Origin of the sequence: Streptococcus sp. DFI.7.26 (assembly GCF_022240605.1) — a bacterium.
In the GTDB taxonomy this organism is placed as follows: domain Bacteria; phylum Bacillota; class Bacilli; order Lactobacillales; family Streptococcaceae; genus Streptococcus; species Streptococcus xiaochunlingii.
Genome location: NZ_JAKOGN010000010.1, coordinates 1 through 17889 on the forward strand (window position 1 = coordinate 1; position 17889 = coordinate 17889).

A 17889-nucleotide genomic window follows, 5' to 3' on the forward strand; every position below is an offset into this window, starting at 1 on the left:
GCTCGATAATCCAAAGACAATTGAGAGGCTAGGACTTTTGTCCCAGCCTCTTTTTGATGGATAGAACCTTTAAAAATCCCTTAAAAATGGTATAATAGGAGCATCACGAAAATTGGAGAGACAGCATGAGTTTTTACAATCATAAAAAAATCGAGCCTAAGTGGCAAAAATACTGGGCTGACCATCACACTTTTAAGACAGGAACAGATGCTTCAAAACCTAAGTTTTATGCATTGGACATGTTCCCTTACCCATCTGGAGCAGGTCTGCACGTAGGACACCCAGAAGGCTACACAGCGACGGATATCCTCAGCCGTTTCAAACGTGCGCAAGGCTACAATGTCCTTCACCCAATGGGATGGGATGCCTTTGGTTTGCCTGCAGAGCAATACGCTATGGATACAGGAAATGACCCAGCGGAATTCACAGCAGAAAACATTGCCAACTTCAAACGCCAAATCAATGCGCTTGGCTTCTCTTACGACTGGGACCGTGAAGTCAATACGACAGATCCAAACTACTACAAGTGGACGCAATGGATCTTCACTAAGCTTTATGAAAAAGGCTTGGCCTATGAAGCGGAAGTGCCTGTAAACTGGGTTGAGGAACTAGGAACAGCTATCGCCAACGAAGAAGTTCTTCCAGATGGAACCTCTGAGCGTGGTGGCTATCCGGTTGTCCGCAAACCAATGCGCCAATGGATGCTCAAAATCACTGCCTATGCGGAGCGCTTGCTCAATGACTTGGATGACCTTGACTGGCCAGAGTCTATCAAGGACATGCAACGCAACTGGATTGGGAAATCAACTGGTGCTAATGTCACTTTCAAGGTGAAAGGAACAGACAAGGAGTTCACCGTCTTTACGACACGTCCGGATACCCTTTTTGGTGCGACTTTCACTGTTTTAGCGCCTGAGCATGAACTAGTAGATGCCATCACAACACCTGAACAAGCTGAGGCTGTGGCTGACTACAAACACCAAGCTAGCCTTAAATCAGACTTAGCTCGTACTGACCTTGCCAAGGAAAAAACAGGGGTTTGGACTGGTGCTTATGCCATCAACCCTGTCAATGGCAAAGAAATCCCAATCTGGATTGCGGACTACGTTCTTGCTAGCTACGGTACAGGTGCTGTTATGGCCGTACCTGCCCACGATGAGCGTGACTGGGAATTTGCAAAACAGTTTGGTCTTCCAATCGTAGAAGTCTTGGAAGGTGGAAACGTTGAAGAGGCTGCTTACACAGAAGATGGCCTTCACGTCAACTCTGACTTCTTGAACGGTCTCAACAAAGAAGAAGCGATTGCTAAAATCGTGTCTTGGCTAGAAGAAAAAGGCTTTGGTCAAGAAAAGGTGACCTACCGTCTCCGCGACTGGCTCTTTAGCCGTCAACGTTACTGGGGTGAACCAATCCCAATCATTCATTGGGAAGATGGAACTTCAACAGCCGTTCCAGAAAGTGAACTCCCGCTGGTCTTGCCAGTAACCAAGGACATTCGTCCTTCAGGTACTGGGGAAAGTCCATTGGCTAACTTGACAGACTGGCTGGAAGTGACTCGTGAAGATGGTGTTAAAGGTCGTCGTGAGACGAATACGATGCCACAATGGGCCGGTTCAAGCTGGTACTACCTTCGCTATATCGATCCACACAACACTGAGAAATTGGCTGACGAGGATCTCCTCAAACAATGGTTGCCAGTAGATATCTACGTAGGTGGTGCAGAACACGCCGTGCTTCACTTGCTTTACGCTCGTTTCTGGCACAAATTCCTCTATGATTTAGGTGTCGTTCCAACTAAGGAGCCATTCCAAAAACTCTTTAACCAAGGAATGATCTTGGGAACAAGCTATCGTGACCACCGTGGCGCGCTTGTGGCAACTGACAAGGTTGAAAAACGTGACGGTTCCTTCTTCCATGTGGAAACAGGGGAAGAGTTGGAGCAAGCGCCAGCTAAGATGTCGAAATCCCTCAAGAACGTGGTGAACCCAGACGATGTGGTGGAACAATACGGTGCGGATACCCTTCGTGTCTATGAAATGTTCATGGGACCACTTGATGCTTCCATCGCTTGGTCTGAAGAAGGTCTGGAAGGAAGCCGTAAATTCCTTGACCGTGTTTACCGTTTGATCACAAGTAAAGAAATCGTTGCGGAAAACAATGGCGCTCTAGACAAGGTTTATAACGAAACCGTTAAATCTGTTACTGAGCAAGTCGAGTCTATGAAATTCAACACAGCCATTGCTCAACTCATGGTCTTTGTCAATGTTGCGAACAAGGAAGACAAACTTTATGTAGACTACGCCAAAGGCTTTATCCAATTGATCGCTCCATTTGCGCCTCACTTAGCAGAAGAACTCTGGCAAACAGTCGCAGCAACAGGTGAGTCTATCTCTTACGTGGCTTGGCCAACATGGGACGAAAGCAAATTGATTGAAGACGAAATCGAAATCGTCGTTCAAATCAAAGGAAAAGTTCGTGCTAAACTCATGGTCGCAAAAGACCTGTCACGCGAAGAATTGCAAGAAGTCGCTCTGGCTGACGAAAAAGTCAAAGCAGAGATTGATGGCAAAGAAATCGTGAAAGTGATTAGTGTCCCTAATAAACTCGTTAATATCGTTGTGAAATAAAAAATAAATCCTTCAGAGTTCAGCTCTGGAGGATTTTTGTGAAAAAGAAAGATAAATTCTAGAAAACTTCTCCTTATTTGAAAAAACATGAAAAAAGTTGAAAGTCACCTTCGGAGTATGATAAAATAAGGAACTATATTAGCTATGAAGAGATTGGAGAATGAGCGATGAAGAAACCAGTGATTGGGATTACGGGCAACCAACGCCCTTTCCGTGAAGAGGATGGAATGTACCTCAGTTATACACCGACAGGCTTTGTTCAGGGGGTTCAAGAAGCAGGAGGTATCCCTCTGATCCTTCCGATTGGAGACCCAGCAACGGCTGAGCACTATATTTCCTTGATTGACAAGCTGATCATCACAGGTGGTCAGCATGTTTCTCCTCAGTTTTATGGAGCAGAGAAGGAGATTGTTAGCGATGATTACTTGCTCGAGCGTGACCTTTTCGAGTTGGCCTTGATCAAGGAAGCAGTAGCTGCAAAGAAGCCCATCTTTACGGTTTGCCGAGGCATGCAGCTCTACAATGTAGCCATGGGCGGGACACTTTACCAAGATATCGACCATCACTGGCAGGAAAATCCTGCCAGCGAAACTAGTCATTCAATCGAAACAGTTGAAGGGACTGTTTTGCGGGACTTATTCGGAGAAGTTGGTCAGATCAATTCCTACCACCATCAAGCGATCAAGGATCTAGCCCCTCATCTAGAAGTGATTGCTGTTAGTCCTGAAGATCAGATCATCGAAGCAGTGCAATCATCCCACGGGACAGCCTTTCTCGGGGTTCAGTGGCATCCAGAACTGCGTTATCAGATAAGTGAAGGAGACAAGGCTCTCTTTGATTATGTCGTTAATCAACTATAATGGAAACAAAACACGTTAGAAATCGGGTCTTCTGATAGCTAGCGTGTTTTTTCTATAATCTGCGTAAAAATGACTGAAAATAGTCACTAGGAAGAGAGCTGAAAGGGAGTATAATAGAGAGGAAGACAATGAGAGAGGATAAACACATGATCAACTTTCCACAAGATTTTTTATGGGGGACTTCGACATCTGGTCCTCAGACAGAAGGGCGCTTTGCCGGAGATGGTAAGGGGGACAACCTCTGGGACTACTGGTATCAGGTAGAGCCTCATCGCTTTCGCTTCCAAGAAGGACCTGGCTTAACTTCGACCTTTTATGAAAACTGGGAGGAAGACATTGAGCTTCTAGTCGAGACGGGGCATACTGCCTTTCGGACCTCCATCCAATGGTCTCGGATTTTCCCTAAAGGGCGTGGAGAAGTCAATCCAGTAGGAGTGGCTTTTTACCGCCAAGTTTTTGAACGCATCAAGTCCAAAGGTATTCACTTGATGGTCAATCTCTATCACTTTGACCTTCCTTTTGCCTTGCAAGAAGAAGGAGATGGCTGGGAAAATAAGGAGACGGTCTACGCCTATCGCGACTATGCTCGTTTCTGCTTTGAAACCTATGGAGACTTGGTCGATCAGTGGATCACCTTTAATGAACCCATTGTTCCTGTAGAGTTTGGTTACTTTTATGATGCCCATTACCCACACAAGGTGGATGCCGCTGCAGCAGTTAAAGTTGCCTACCATACCCAGTTGGCAAGTAGCCTTGCTGTTCAGGCCTGTCATGAGGTGGATCCAAACTATCGAATTGGAGTGGTCTTAAACTTGACGCCAGCCTATCCGCGGAGTCAGCATCCAGCAGATGTCAAGGCGGCACGAATCGCTGAGCTCTTCCAAGCTAAATCCTTCCTCGATCCGTCTGTTCTTGGGACTTACCCACCAGAGTTGGTAGAGATTTTGCGGGAGCGTGCTCTCTTGCCAGAGGTGGATCCAAATGACTTAGAGCTGATCAAAGAACATACAGTCGACTTCTTAGGGGTCAACTATTACCAACCAATGCGTGTCTCTGCGCCCCGTTATGCGCCAAACCCAGAGTCTCCTATGTTGGTCGAGCAGTTCTACGAACCCTATGTCATGCCAGGAAGAAAGATCAACCCACATAGAGGCTGGGAGATCTATGAGCAAGGCTTGTACGATATTGCCCAAAATATCAAAGAAAATTACAACAACATCGAGTGGCTCCTAACAGAGAATGGAATGGGAGTTGAAGGGGAAGAAAAATTCAGTCAAAACGGGGAAATTCAAGATGACTACCGGATTGACTTCGTCAAAGACCACCTGCGTGAATTGCACCGAGCTATCCAAGATGGGGCCAACTGTAAGGGCTACCTTATGTGGACCTTTATCGACTGCTGGTCTTGGCTCAATGGCTATAAAAACCGCTACGGCCTTGTCGAATTAGACCTAGCCACTCAAGAAAGACGCCTGAAAAAATCCGGTCATTGGTTCCGTGAATTGAGCCAGCAGAATGGATTTGAAGAGTAAGTTTTTGAGGATTCTGTTATCTAAGTACGATAGGCCCGTTCATTTCAGTAAATGACTGACTAGTTTTATTTTCGGAAGTGTGGAACTCCATCAGATGCAGATGTTTCTGACGGCATTCTTCATTTCCGATTTTTCATTTAGTGCTGGAAAAGGTTCAAAACCCTTCAACTTCAATATGTGCTATAATGAAATCAGAAGAAAAGGAGCTTGTATGATGGATTTTAAAACAGAACTAGGACAAAAAGTACAAACTCTACGTGAAAGTAAGGGATTAAGTAGACAAGCAATCTGTGGTATTGAGGACCTATTATCGACGCGCCAACTCCAGCGAATTGAAAAGGGTCAGTCTTTGCCAACGATTGCAACAGCGAAGTATATTGCTGAACAACTAGGTGTTTCTTTGGATGCTTTGACAAATCAAACTAGTTTGGAATTACCTGCAGAGTATCTGAACCTGAAATATCAACTACGGACGTTATACCATTATGGAGATCAAGATCGTCTTCATCGGCATGAAGAAATTATTGAGGATATTTACGAAAACTATTTTGATAACCTGCCAGAGGAAGAAAAACTGTCTGTCCAGGTCGCCCAAGCCACGGTTGATATGATTGGATCCAAAAATCCTTCTTTTGATCAAGGTTTATTAGATGAGTATCTAGAGCAAGCCATGAAGAAAAAAGAGTTAAGTCTCAACGATGTGGAGATTATCAAATTGCGCTTGCTTTCTTTGGCTTTGGGAGCCTTTGATCAAGATGAATTTATACACTTAGTAGAGAAAATCCTACTTGCGATAGATTATTTCCCCTTATCAGAGTTGGAAATACTACAAAACACTCTTATCTCAGCTGCAGGTGTGTTAGCCCATTATGGGATATACGACAGATTGCCAGACATTGTTAAAGCCTTAAATGATATTATGACAAAGAGACATGATTTTCAGGATAATATTTTTGTTTATGCATTAAATTGGAAAGTTGCTTTATTTATAGAAGATAACTTAGAAGAAGCAAAAAATGATTATCAAAAAGTATGCTTGATGGCTGATTTGTTATCTGAGGATCTAGTGAAGAGAAACATGCAAGAAGAGTGGAAAGAGGACCTTGCCAAAAAAGGTCTAAACTACACTGAGGTATAGAGGAGCATTTATCCTTTCGTTTGTTGCCCTCAAAAAAATATAAAATGAACATTAAACACCTGTGAAGATTCACAGGTGTTTTTTGATGAAAAAGATGCTTAGACTGGACATGAATGTCCTCACGTTAAGGGATAGAAATTGGGTATACTGAGAGTACAAGGAAAGAAAAAAGGATCTTGGTGTCAGAAAATGGAAATTAGATTACACAATGTAAAGAAAAGTTATGGTTCCTTTGAGGCTTTGAAAGGAATTGATTTAGTCTTTGAGGAAGGTAAATTTTATGGACTTCTTGGACCGAATGGGGCTGGGAAAACAACGCTTTTTAATTTGTTGATTCAGAATTTCAAGCCAAGTTCAGGAGAGATTTTTTGGGAAGTAGATGGAAAATCATTGTCAACGAAAGATTTTTATCGACATATCGGTGTTGTATTTCAAAGCAATCGTCTAGATGATCATTTAACGGTAGAGGAAAACCTGATTTCTCGAGGAGCCTTGTATGGATTATCAAAATCACAAGTACAAAAGCGTATTAAAGATCTGCAATCCTATTTGGATGTAGCTACTCTTAAAAAGAAAAACTATGGCAGTTTATCAGGAGGACAAAAACGAAAAGTGGACATTGCCCGAGCGTTATTGCCACAACCGTCTTTGCTCTTGTTAGATGAGCCAACAACTGGTTTAGATCCACAATCTCGTCATGATTTATGGGAAGCGATTAATTATCTGAACAAAAAAGAAAATATGACAGTCGTTCTAATTACACACTATTTAGAAGAGATGGCTGCTTGTGATGTCTTAAATGTCTTAATCGAAGGGAACTTGTACTATTCAGGAGATATTGCCAATTTTATTAAACAGCATTCAACCACTAACCTGAATCTTACGTTAAAACCTGGTAAACCAGTCAATTCGTTATCTGTCTCTAAGTTTGCTAATAAGTGTCAGATCCTTTCGGAGGCAGAAGTCGTATGTAAGGATGTTTCCGTTGAAGAGATGATGGAAATTATTGCAGAAAATCAAGGAAAATCAATTATTGAAACATTTAATGTAGAATATTCAAATTTAGAAGCAGCTTATTTGAACTTACTAAGATCTAAAGGAGGAGAAGGGAATGCTTGAATTAATCTCTAGAAATCGGAAAGTCTATATAAGAGATCGCTTAGCTTTCTTTATGTCCTTCTTATCGGTCATCATCTTGATCTTGGTTTATCAAGTCTTTTTAGGACAAATTCAGATTGATGCCATCAAGGAGGCTTTGAATAGTGATACCGCCTCTACGGACACCATCCAGATGGTCAATTATTGGTTAATCTCAGGTTTAACGACCATTATTTCAATGACCAGTACTCTTGGTGCATTTGGAGTGATGGTTTCGGATAGAGAAAAGAAATTGAGTGAGGACTTTAAAGTCAGTCCAGTTTCTAACTTTAAAATTGAACTATCGTATGCGGTCTTTGCGATTTTATTTGGGATTATTATGACCATGTTCTCTTGTATCTTTGCAATTGGTATGTTTAATGGTTTTAGTGCTCTTCTTGACTATTCTATGATGGACTACTTATCTATTTTAGGAGTTGTCACAATGGGAACGATGTTATCTGCAACTATTATTCTGCCAATCCTAGCTTTTATTCGAACCAGTTCAGCATTTACAACTTTGAGTACAATAGTTGGAACTTTTATCGGATTCATTTCAGGTGTTTATCTTTCTATTGGTTCTGTAGGAGGAAGCTTGCAACAGGTCATGACCTGGTTCCCTTTAACACAAGTGAATGCACTACTAAAACAGATTTTAATGAAAGATGCAATTAGTAAAGTCTTCGATCATGCACCGTCTACAGTAATTATGAACTACAAAGAATCTTATGGGATTATCTTGCAGAATGCGAGTGGTGAACAACTATCGACTCGATTCATGTTTGCCTATATTTCTATTATGATAGTTGTTTTGCTAGGAGTTCATTTTATGATTAAGAAGGTAAAAAAATGAAGTGAAGCTTATGAAATTATTGGATACACATTTAGATAAGTTGGAATCAATGACGATCTTAAAATAAGCCAATCATCCTAACCTATCACTAAAAAAGTTGATAGGTTTTTCTTAACCCTTTCTTAACTAGACCAATTTTTGATATATTTGAGGTTGACAAACAGAAAAAAGCATTGTATAATGACTCCGCTGATGATTTTTTTATCGAATCAGACTAGACCAATTTTATAAATTGGCTAAGAAAATAAGGGAACTCAAGAATGGATACCTATTTTCTTTCATTTTTATAGAAGGAGAAAGCACAGCTTGTCTGTGTCGTATATACTATGTGTGGAATTGTTGGTGTTGTTGGAAACACAAATGCAACGGATATTTTGATTCAAGGGCTTGAAAAGCTCGAATACCGTGGTTATGATTCTGCGGGAATTTTTGTCCTAGGTGGTGCTGAAAACCATTTGGTGAAGGCGGTTGGTCGTATTGCGGAATTGTCTGCTAAAACGGCTGGTGTTGAGGGGACAACTGGTATTGGACATACTCGTTGGGCCACTCACGGTAAACCAACAGAAGACAATGCTCACCCACATCGCTCTGAGACAGGACGTTTTGTATTGGTCCACAATGGGGTGATTGAAAATTATCTTGAAATCAAGGAAGACTACCTTGCAGGTCACCACTTCAAGGGACAAACAGATACAGAAATCGCTGTACACTTGATTGGAAAATTTGCAGAAGAAGAGGGCTTGTCAGTACTTGAAGCTTTCAAAAAAGCTCTTCACATCATCCGTGGATCTTATGCCTTTGCCTTGATTGACTCTGAAAATCCAGATGTCATCTACGTGGCCAAGAACAAATCACCACTTTTGATTGGTCTTGGTGATGGCTACAACATGGTCTGCTCAGATGCTATGGCCATGATTCGTGAGACCAACCAATATATGGAAATCCATGACCAAGAGTTGGTGATTGTGAAAGCTGATAGCGTTGAAGTGCAAGACTACGATGGCAACAGCCGTGAGCGTGCTAGCTATACTGCTGAGCTTGACTTGTCTGATATCGGTAAGGGGACTTATCCTTACTATATGCTCAAGGAAATTGATGAGCAACCAACGGTAATGCGTAAGTTGATCCAAGCCTACACAGATGAAGCTGGTCAAGTAGTAGTTGACCCAGCCATCATCAAGGCTGTTCAAGACGCAGACCGCATCTACATTCTTGCTGCTGGAACTTCTTACCATGCAGGATTTGCTTCTAAGAAGATGTTGGAAGAATTGACGGATACACCAGTTGAACTTGGCATCTCTTCTGAGTGGGGATATGGTATGCCACTACTTAGCAAGAAACCCCTCTTCATCTTTATCAGCCAATCTGGTGAAACAGCTGATAGCCGTCAGGTTTTGGTTAAGGCCAATGAAATGGGAATTCCAAGCTTGACAGTGACAAACGTGCCAGGATCAACCCTTTCACGTGAAGCCAACCATACTATGTTGCTTCATGCAGGTCCTGAAATTGCCGTAGCATCAACCAAGGCTTATACAGCGCAAATCGCAGCCCTTGCCTTCCTTGCAAAAGCGGTTGGTGAAGCAAATGGCAATGAAAAAGCCAAAGCTTTTGATTTGGTTCATGAGTTATCTATCGTGGCTCAGTCTATCGAATCAACCCTTTCAGAAAAAGAACTGATTGATGCTAAAGTTCGTGACCTCCTTGAAACAACACGCAACGCCTTTTACATCGGACGTGGTCAAGACTACTATGTGGCTATGGAAGCTAGTCTCAAACTCAAAGAGATTTCTTACATCCAATGTGAAGGTTTTGCGGCTGGAGAACTCAAGCATGGAACCATTGCCTTGATCGAAGATGGAACACCTGTTTTGGCCCTCTTGTCAGATCCAGTTCTTGCCAACCACACTCGTGGGAATATCCAAGAAGTGGCAGCGCGTGGTGCTAATGTCCTCACCATCGCAGAAGAAAATGTTGCCAAAGATACAGACGATATCGTTCTTACGACCGTACACCCTTACCTCTCGCCAATCTCAATGGTCGTACCAACGCAATTGGTCGCTTACTTTGCAACCCTACACCGTGGGCTCGACGTGGATAAACCACGGAACCTTGCTAAGTCCGTAACAGTAGAATAAAAATGAAAAGAAGATAGGATCAAGTCCTAGCTTCTTTTTCTTTTATCAGAGGCTGGGTTAAAAAACAGTGAGTTAGAAAACCCATGAAAGCAGGAGCTCCATGGGCTATTTGTTTGATGGCGGTAAGACATACTCTTGGATAGCTTGCGCTACACCGTGTTCTTGGTTGCTGGTAGTGACAACTTGAGCTTCCTTTTGGACGGCTTCAGGAGCATTTCCCATGGCAACTCCAAGTCCAGCCAGACGAATCATAGGGAGGTCATTGAAGTGATCTCCGATGGTCATGACCTGTTCCAAAGGGACCTGGTAATAAGCAGCCAGTTCAAGGACAGCATCCCTTTTTGAGACGGACTTGGCGGTGACTTCTAGGTAGTTTTCTTTTGAAAGGTAAAAGGCAGTCTGCGGAAATTCTTGTGGATCTAGCTTTTGATAGAGTTCTTGAATGTTCTGAGTCTCGCCGATCAAGAGCAATTTGTGTAGATGGAGAGCATCGTCAGAGAGGGTCTGAGAAAGGGGCTGTATCTGTGGCGTCTCACCAGTAATCGAAGCCTCAACTTGGGTCCACTGGTCCTCTCTAGAGTTAAACCAGACTGCCCCACTATAACAATTAATCGAAATGCTGGGATCTAGTTCTTCCACGCGATGGAGGAAGGTGCGGATCTCATCTTTTTTCAGGCTGTGTTCAAATAGAATCTCTTCTCCCTTGACGATGAGAGCTCCATTGTAGCACGCGATCGGTTCCTGATGGACGCCCAATCTTCTAGCGATAGGAGCAATCCCGATAGGAGAACGAGCCGATGCCAAGATAAAAGGAATCTTTTTTTCTTGGAGCTGGGGGATGAGTTCGATGAGGTCGGGATCGACCTGATGCTGCTGATCCAGAATAGTTCCGTCAATATCACTGACAATTAAACGAATGGAAGACATAGGCACCTCCTTTTTCTTTAGTATACCATATTTTAGGAGGGAAGGATGTGCAGTATCATTAGGAAGTTACGGAAGGGATGGTTTCTTTTCCAGACGCTAAAAAACCCATAGCTGAAAGAAGCTATGGCTGTGGCCTTATCGAGGTTTTATTTCAATAAGGCTCATGTATAAAAGTTGTTGGTTTAGAGAGTACCCGCTAATTTTCGCCTAAATATAAACGTTTTAGTCTTAGGAAAAAATTTTTTAAAAAAATGTTAAAAATTATGTAAAAAGTGTTGACAAAAAAATCATCCTGCTTTATAATAATTTATGTAAACAAAAAGAGGTTGAGAAAATCTCAAAAGTTTACAGGATCAATAGTGGAAAGGAGATGGTAAGATGCTATTTCCAAAATATAGAAAACTAATTGATAAAAGAAGAAATACAAGTTCCTAGCCCTCGAGGCTATTCATTTAAAAGCAAAATAAAATTATGTAAACAAACTTAAAGTAGCTAAATCGGCTACTCATTTTCAAGAATGAATTAAAATTATGTAAATTAGAGGTAAACAATATGAACAACAACTTTAACAATATGGATGATCTTTTCAATCAACTAATGGGAAACATGGGTGGTTTTCGTTCTGAAAGCCGTCGCTACATGATCAATGGTCGTGAAGTAACACCTGAAGAATTCGCCATTTACCGTCAAACTGGTCAACTTCCAACCGAAGGAAGTGAACCAGTGCAACACCAACAAGGCAAAGGCATGAAACAAGATGGAATCCTTGCGAAGCTTGGTCGTAACTTGACTGAAGAAGCTCGTGAAGGAAAATTGGATCCAGTTATCGGACGCAACAAAGAAATTCAAGAAACTGCTGAAATCTTGTCTCGTCGTACCAAGAATAACCCTGTCCTTGTAGGGGATGCAGGTGTTGGTAAGACAGCTGTTGTAGAAGGCTTGGCCCAAGCTATCGTGAATGGTGACGTTCCAGCAGCCATCAAGAACAAAGAAATCATCTCCATCGATATTTCTGGTCTAGAAGCTGGTACGCAATACCGTGGTAGCTTTGAAGAAAATATCCAAAATATGATCCAAGAAGTCAAAGCCATGGGAAATGTCATTCTCTTCTTTGATGAAATTCACCAAATCCTTGGTGCTGGCTCAATCGGTGGTGATAGTGGTTCTAAAGGTCTTGCGGATATCTTGAAACCAGCTCTTTCACGTGGTGAATTGACCGTGATTGGGGCAACGACTCAAGATGAATACCGCAACACTATCTTGAAAAATGCAGCTCTTGCACGTCGTTTCAACGAAGTCAAGGTCAATGCTCCATCTGCTGAAGATACCTTCAAGATTCTCCAAGGAATCCGTGAATTGTATCAACAACACCACAATGTTGTCTTGCCAGATGAAGTCTTGAAAGCAGCAGTTGATTACTCTGTACAATACATTCCACAACGTAGCTTGCCGGATAAGGCCATCGACCTAGTCGATGTGACAGCTGCTCACTTGGCAGCACAACACCCAGTGACAGATGTCCATGCTGTGGAACATGAAATTGAAGAAGAAAAAGCGAAACAAGAAGCTGCAGCTGCTAAAGAAGATTACGAAGCAGCCCTTAATGCAAAAGTTCGGATCGAAGAATTGGAAAAACAAATTGCCAACCATACAGAAGATCACAAGGTGACAGCAACTGTCAATGACGTAGCTGAGTCTGTCGAACGGATGACTGGTATTCCAGTATCACAAATGGGGGCAACCGATATCGAACGCTTGAAAGATATGGGTCACCGTTTGCAAACCAAGGTTATTGGTCAAGACAAGGCTGTTGAAGCAGTTGCCAAAGCAATTCGTCGGAACCGTGCTGGCTTTGATGAAGGAAACCGCCCAATCGGTAGCTTCCTCTTTGTAGGTCCTACTGGTGTTGGGAAGACTGAGTTGGCTAAACAATTGGCCCTTGATATGTTTGGTACTAAAGATGCCATCATCCGTTTGGACATGTCAGAATACAGCGACCGTACAGCCGTGTCTAAATTGATCGGTACAACTGCCGGTTATGTCGGTTACGACGACAACAACAATACTTTGACAGAACGTGTTCGCCGTAATCCATACTCTATCGTCCTTCTTGACGAGATTGAAAAGGCGGATCCTCAAGTGATCACCCTTCTCCTTCAAGTATTGGATGATGGTCGTTTGACAGACGGTCAAGGAAACACCGTCAACTTCAAGAATACCGTAATTATCGCTACTTCAAACGCTGGCTTTGGTTACGAAGCTAACTTGACAGAAGATGCGGACAAACCAGAACTCTTGGATCGTTTGAAACCATTCTTCCGTCCAGAATTCCTCAACCGTTTCAACGCTGTCATTGAATTCTCACACTTGAGTAAGGAAGACCTTTCTAAGATTGTTGACTTGATGTTAGCAGAAGTGAACAAAACTCTTGCGAAGAAAGACATTGACTTGACAGTGAGCGATGCTGCTAAAGAATACATGACTGAAGAAGGCTATGATGAAGTCATGGGCGTACGTCCACTCCGTCGGGTGGTTGAACAACAAATCCGTGACAAAGTGACCGACTTCCACTTGGATCACCTTGAGGCTAAACATTTGTTAGCGGATATGGAAGATGGAGAATTGGTCATTAAAGAGAATACAAACTCAGAAGAATAACTAGGACATCTAGCACCATAAACGGGAGAAAATCAGTTTGAAAAAGAAGGCTAAGAAGAAATTCTTAGCCTTTTTGATATCGATAAAAGAAAAATATATAAGGTATAGTTTTATCGTTTTTTTTCCCAGAAAGTGAAAAATGATAAAAAATAGGTATGTTTTTTCATGAATTGACGCTAAATACAGCGTGAAAATGCCTTAGAAAGCGTCTGTAAGCAAGATTTCCATATAAATGAACAAATAAATTATATAATATATAAAAGACTAAATTTAAGGGGATAGGATGATTTTATGAAAAATCCAATTGATATTTATTCGACAAAAGATTATAAGAAAGTTGAAGCTGTCGTTCAATTGATGGTGGATGGAAAGGTGACAAGTTATAGAGTAGCAACTGAGACAGATATTAGTAAGATGAGTCTAGCTACCTTGACAAAAGGAACCAGTAAAATTAAAAACATTACCTATCAAACAGCGATGTTGTTGATTGAATGGTATGATAAAAATCATGAAAAGTATGGAATCACAATCGATTAGCAAAAACCATAAAAGCTGTCTGGATCGAATAGTGGCTGGACACCTCCATCCATGGACTTATTTTTTTGAAAATCAAGGGTTCGTATTGAAAATACCTATAAAATTTGCTATAGTAGAGCATATATGATTTAAAAAGGAGAAACGGTATGCAAAGTGGTACAACCTTGCTATTTATGCTTGCGCTAATGGTCGGAATGATGTTCTTCATGAGCCGTAGCCAAAAGAAACAATACCAAAAACGGATGGAGAGCTTGAACAAGCTTCAAAAAGGGTATGAAGTGATTACCATCGGTGGTTTGTATGGAACAGTTGATGAAGTAGACACTGAACGTAAAACCGTTGTCTTGGATGTGGATGGCGTATACCTCACATTTGAATTGACAGCTATTAAAACAGTTTTGCCAGTTTCAGAAGGAGTGACAGCTGGTGCAGTTGAAGGCGCTGGTGACTCAGATTCTATCATCGACGGTGAATAATAAGAAAGAGCGATCAAAAGGTCGCTTTTTTCATTTTTAGCTAGATGCCCCCTAGAAAAGGGGCTAGACTGCCATTTTAAGCGGATTTATGATATAATGAAGCGATAAAAACAGTGAAATAGGTAGAAAAACATGTTTCGTTTTAAAAAGAAAGAAAAATTAAGTGTTCCCTTAGAAGTGCCCAAGCACATTGGAATCATTATGGATGGGAACGGTCGTTGGGCCAAAAAACGGATGCAACCTCGTGTCTTTGGCCACAAGGCTGGCATGGAGGCTCTGCAAGAAGTAACCATCGCAGCCAAGGAGATGGGAGTGCAAGCCCTAACGGTCTATGCTTTCTCAACGGAAAACTGGACACGTCCTCAACAGGAAGTGAGCTTTATCATGAATCTTCCAGTTGAATTTTACGATCGCTTTGTTCCAGAACTTCATAGAAATAATGTGAAGATCCAGATGATTGGCGAGGTTTCCCGTCTTCCGAAGGAAACCTTAGAGGCTCTGGAAAAGGCAGAGGCGTTAACCCACTCCAATACAGGCTTGATTTTGAATTTTGCCTTGAACTATGGAGGACGGGCGGAACTGACCCAAGCAGTCAAACAAATCGCCCAGGAAGTTCTCGATGCGCACTTAAATCCAGGTGATATTTCAGAAGAGATCATTGCCAATTATTTGTATACCAGTAGTCTACCCAAGGACTTGCGAGATCCTGATCTGATTATTCGGACCAGTGGCGAGCTTCGCTTGAGTAACTTTTTACCTTGGCAAGCAGCCTACAGTGAGCTTTACTTTACCGATGTGATGTGGCCTGACTTTGGAGAAAAGGCCTTGCATGAAGCAATAGAAGAATACAGCCATCGTCATCGACGTTTTGGTGGTGTATAGGAGAGAAATAGATGAGAAAAGATTTACAGAAGCGAGTGATTTTTGGAGGAATCGCCCTAGCATTCTTTATCCCAGTTGTCCTTATGGGAGGCCTTGTGTTCCAGATTGTAGTGGGACTCATCGCTATGTTGGGTGTTCATGAATTGTTGAAGATGAAAGGTCTGCAGACTGAAACCATCGAAGGAGCCTTGGCCATGCTAGCAGCTCTTGTGTTGGCGTTGCCCTTAGAGAGTTACCTTCCCTTCTTACCAGCGGGTGGCAATTTCATCGCCTATGGCCTTTTGGTCTTATTATTGATGGGGACGACTGTCTTGGCGCAAGGCTATACCTATGACGAGGTTGTCTATCCGATTGCTTCAAGTTTTTATGTTGGATTTGGCTTCCATGCCTTGATTCAAGCACGATTAGCAGGCGTAGATAAAATTCTCTTGGCCCTCTTTATTGTTTGGGCTACGGATTCAGGGGCCTACTTTATTGGGAGCCATTTCGGTAAGAAAAAACTCTTGCCAAGAGTATCACCTAACAAGACTGTTGAAGGAAGTCTAGGCGGGATCGCTTGTGCTATCGTTGTGACGATGATCTTTATGATGCTAGATCGCACCGTTGCGGGGGATTACGGTTGGATGACCATGATTCTCTTTACCATTCTTTTCAGTATAGCAGCTCAGTTTGGTGACCTAGTTGAAAGTGCCATCAAGCGCCATTTTGGAGTGAAAGACTCTGGCCGTTTTATTCCTGGTCATGGTGGTGTCTTGGATCGATTTGATAGCTTGATTTTTGTTTTCCCATTGATGCTATTCTTTGGTCTGTTTTAAACAGAAATCATCCCATCATCAGATAAAACGAAGGAGCGTGTATGCAATTTATTGCCTTTATTATCATTTTTGGCGTCATTGTCCTGGTACATGAGTTCGGCCATTTCTATTTTGCAAAGAAATCAGGCATCCTTGTTCGCGAGTTTGCGATTGGGATGGGGCCAAAGATTTTTGCCCATGTAGGCAAAGACGGAACAGCCTATACTATTCGAATCCTTCCATTGGGGGGCTATGTCCGAATGGCAGGCTGGGGCGAAGATACGACAGAGATTAAGACAGGAACGCCTGTCAGTCTAACTTTGAACCCTGAGGGAACAGTTGTTCGGATCAACCTTTCTGGGAAAAATATCGACCAGACGGCTCTTCCCATGAATGTCACAGATTTTGATTTTGAGGATAAACTTGAAATCACAGGAATCGTCATCGAAGAGACCAAGACCTATCCTGTCCACCATGATGCGACCATCGTTGAGGAGGATGGGACAGAAGTACGGATTGCTCCTCTAGATGTGCAGTATCAAAATGCTAGTATCTGGGGACGACTCATTACCAACTTTGCTGGTCCCATGAACAACTTTATCCTGAGTATTGTCGTCTACTCTCTCCTAGCCTTTATGCGAGGAGGAGCAGTGGACTACTATAGCAACCATGTTCAGGTTGTTCCTCAAGGAGTGGTAGCTAAGGCTGGTTTGAAAGATAATGACCAGATCGTTCAGATCAATGAATATAAGGTTTCCAACTGGGATGAGTTGACAGATTCTGTCCAGAAGGCAACCCGTAACCAAGGAAAAAATCCAGAAGTAACGATTACCTATGAACGAGACGGGAAGACTCAAAAAGTGACGGTCCAACCAGAAGAAGATGGTGGACGCTATTATATCGGTGTGACCAATGCTGTCAAGACGGGCTTCCTCGATAAGCTTCTGTCAGGTGTGACAGATACTTGGTACACAGCAACTCGTATCTTAACGGCCTTGAAGGATATCCTCTTCCACTTTAGTTTGAACAAGTTGGGTGGTCCGGTAGCGATCTACAAAGCGAGTTCGCAAGCCGCGGAGCTTGGACTTCCAGCTATCCTGTCTCTGATGGCCATGTTGTCCATCAATATCGGAATCTTTAACTTGATCCCCATTCCGGCCTTGGATGGTGGAAAAATCTTGATCAATCTGATCGAGCTGGTTCGTAGAAAACCGCTGAAGCAGGAGGTAGAGACCTACTTGACCCTTGCTGGAGTGGCGGTCATGGTTATCTTGATGATTGCCGTTACTTGGAACGATATTATGAAATTATTTTTGAAATAGAAAAGGAATGA

The 17889-nt window shown here is 42.4% G+C and carries 14 protein-coding genes; 13 read left to right on the plus strand and 1 reads right to left on the minus strand.

All coding sequences use genetic code 11. The annotated features are described in order from the left end of the window. Nucleotides 1-125 precede the first annotated feature (125 nt). The 7 genes from leuS to glmS all read left to right on the plus strand — a co-directional run bounded on the left by leuS (nucleotide 126) and on the right by glmS (nucleotide 10282). Nucleotides 126-2627 (plus strand): leucine--tRNA ligase, encoded by a 2502-nt coding sequence (gene leuS, locus L0M85_RS07860; RefSeq protein ID WP_238656799.1) that lies wholly within the window; start codon nucleotides 126-128, stop codon nucleotides 2625-2627. A 167-nt stretch (nucleotides 2628-2794) separates the two neighbouring features. After that, the gene (locus L0M85_RS07865; protein ID WP_048788718.1) at nucleotides 2795-3487 is read left to right on the plus strand and encodes a gamma-glutamyl-gamma-aminobutyrate hydrolase family protein; all 693 of its coding nucleotides are present in this window, start codon (nucleotides 2795-2797) and stop codon (nucleotides 3485-3487) included. Nucleotides 3488-3633: 146 nt separating this feature from the next. Continuing rightward, complete coding sequence (locus tag L0M85_RS07870) at nucleotides 3634-5019, plus strand: glycoside hydrolase family 1 protein (RefSeq protein ID WP_238656800.1); 1386 nt, start codon at nucleotides 3634-3636, stop codon at nucleotides 5017-5019. Between the two features lie 211 nt (nucleotides 5020-5230). Continuing rightward, nucleotides 5231-6157: an XRE family transcriptional regulator gene (locus L0M85_RS07875; protein ID WP_238656801.1), complete on the plus strand. Its 927-nt coding sequence runs from the start codon at nucleotides 5231-5233 to the stop codon at nucleotides 6155-6157. A gap of 189 nt (nucleotides 6158-6346) precedes the next feature. Then, nucleotides 6347-7276 (plus strand): ABC transporter ATP-binding protein, encoded by a 930-nt coding sequence (locus L0M85_RS07880; RefSeq protein WP_238656802.1) that lies wholly within the window; start codon nucleotides 6347-6349, stop codon nucleotides 7274-7276. After that, nucleotides 7269-8147: an ABC transporter permease gene (locus L0M85_RS07885; protein ID WP_238656803.1), complete on the plus strand. Its 879-nt coding sequence runs from the start codon at nucleotides 7269-7271 to the stop codon at nucleotides 8145-8147. Before L0M85_RS07880 ends, L0M85_RS07885 begins: the two co-directional genes overlap by 8 nt. 326 nt (nucleotides 8148-8473) lie before the next feature. Continuing rightward, the gene (gene glmS / locus L0M85_RS07890) at nucleotides 8474-10282 is read left to right on the plus strand and encodes a glutamine--fructose-6-phosphate transaminase (isomerizing) (protein ID WP_238656804.1); all 1809 of its coding nucleotides are present in this window, start codon (nucleotides 8474-8476) and stop codon (nucleotides 10280-10282) included. 105 nt (nucleotides 10283-10387) lie between these two features. Here the strand turns inward: glmS and L0M85_RS07895 are convergent, their stop codons facing one another. Continuing rightward, entirely contained in the window at nucleotides 10388-11209 is an 822-nt protein-coding gene (locus L0M85_RS07895; protein WP_061564687.1) for a Cof-type HAD-IIB family hydrolase, read from the minus strand. Nucleotides 11210-11761: 552 nt separating this feature from the next. Here L0M85_RS07895 and L0M85_RS07900 point away from each other — a divergent pair. The 6 genes from L0M85_RS07900 (at nucleotide 11762) to rseP (ending at nucleotide 17878) form a co-directional block, all read left to right on the plus strand. Beyond that, nucleotides 11762-13867, plus strand: coding sequence for an ATP-dependent Clp protease ATP-binding subunit (locus tag L0M85_RS07900; RefSeq protein ID WP_061564688.1), 2106 nt, complete (start codon nucleotides 11762-11764; stop codon nucleotides 13865-13867). A gap of 291 nt (nucleotides 13868-14158) precedes the next feature. Further along, nucleotides 14159-14404 carry a hypothetical protein gene (locus L0M85_RS07905; protein WP_023022151.1) on the plus strand — a complete coding sequence of 82 codons (246 nt, stop codon included), beginning with the start codon at nucleotides 14159-14161 and terminating at the stop codon, nucleotides 14402-14404. Between the two features lie 146 nt (nucleotides 14405-14550). After that, the gene (yajC, locus tag L0M85_RS07910; RefSeq protein WP_006595033.1) at nucleotides 14551-14880 is read left to right on the plus strand and encodes a preprotein translocase subunit YajC; all 330 of its coding nucleotides are present in this window, start codon (nucleotides 14551-14553) and stop codon (nucleotides 14878-14880) included. Between the two features lie 132 nt (nucleotides 14881-15012). Beyond that, on the plus strand, nucleotides 15013-15762 hold the full coding sequence (locus tag L0M85_RS07915) for an isoprenyl transferase (RefSeq protein ID WP_048788712.1): 750 nt from the start codon (nucleotides 15013-15015) through the stop codon (nucleotides 15760-15762). Between the two features lie 11 nt (nucleotides 15763-15773). Then, nucleotides 15774-16577 carry a phosphatidate cytidylyltransferase gene (locus tag L0M85_RS07920; RefSeq protein ID WP_061564690.1) on the plus strand — a complete coding sequence of 268 codons (804 nt, stop codon included), beginning with the start codon at nucleotides 15774-15776 and terminating at the stop codon, nucleotides 16575-16577. 41 nt (nucleotides 16578-16618) lie between these two features. After that, the gene (rseP, locus tag L0M85_RS07925; RefSeq protein ID WP_061564691.1) at nucleotides 16619-17878 is read left to right on the plus strand and encodes an RIP metalloprotease RseP; all 1260 of its coding nucleotides are present in this window, start codon (nucleotides 16619-16621) and stop codon (nucleotides 17876-17878) included. The last annotated feature ends 11 nt before the right edge of the window (nucleotides 17879-17889 follow it).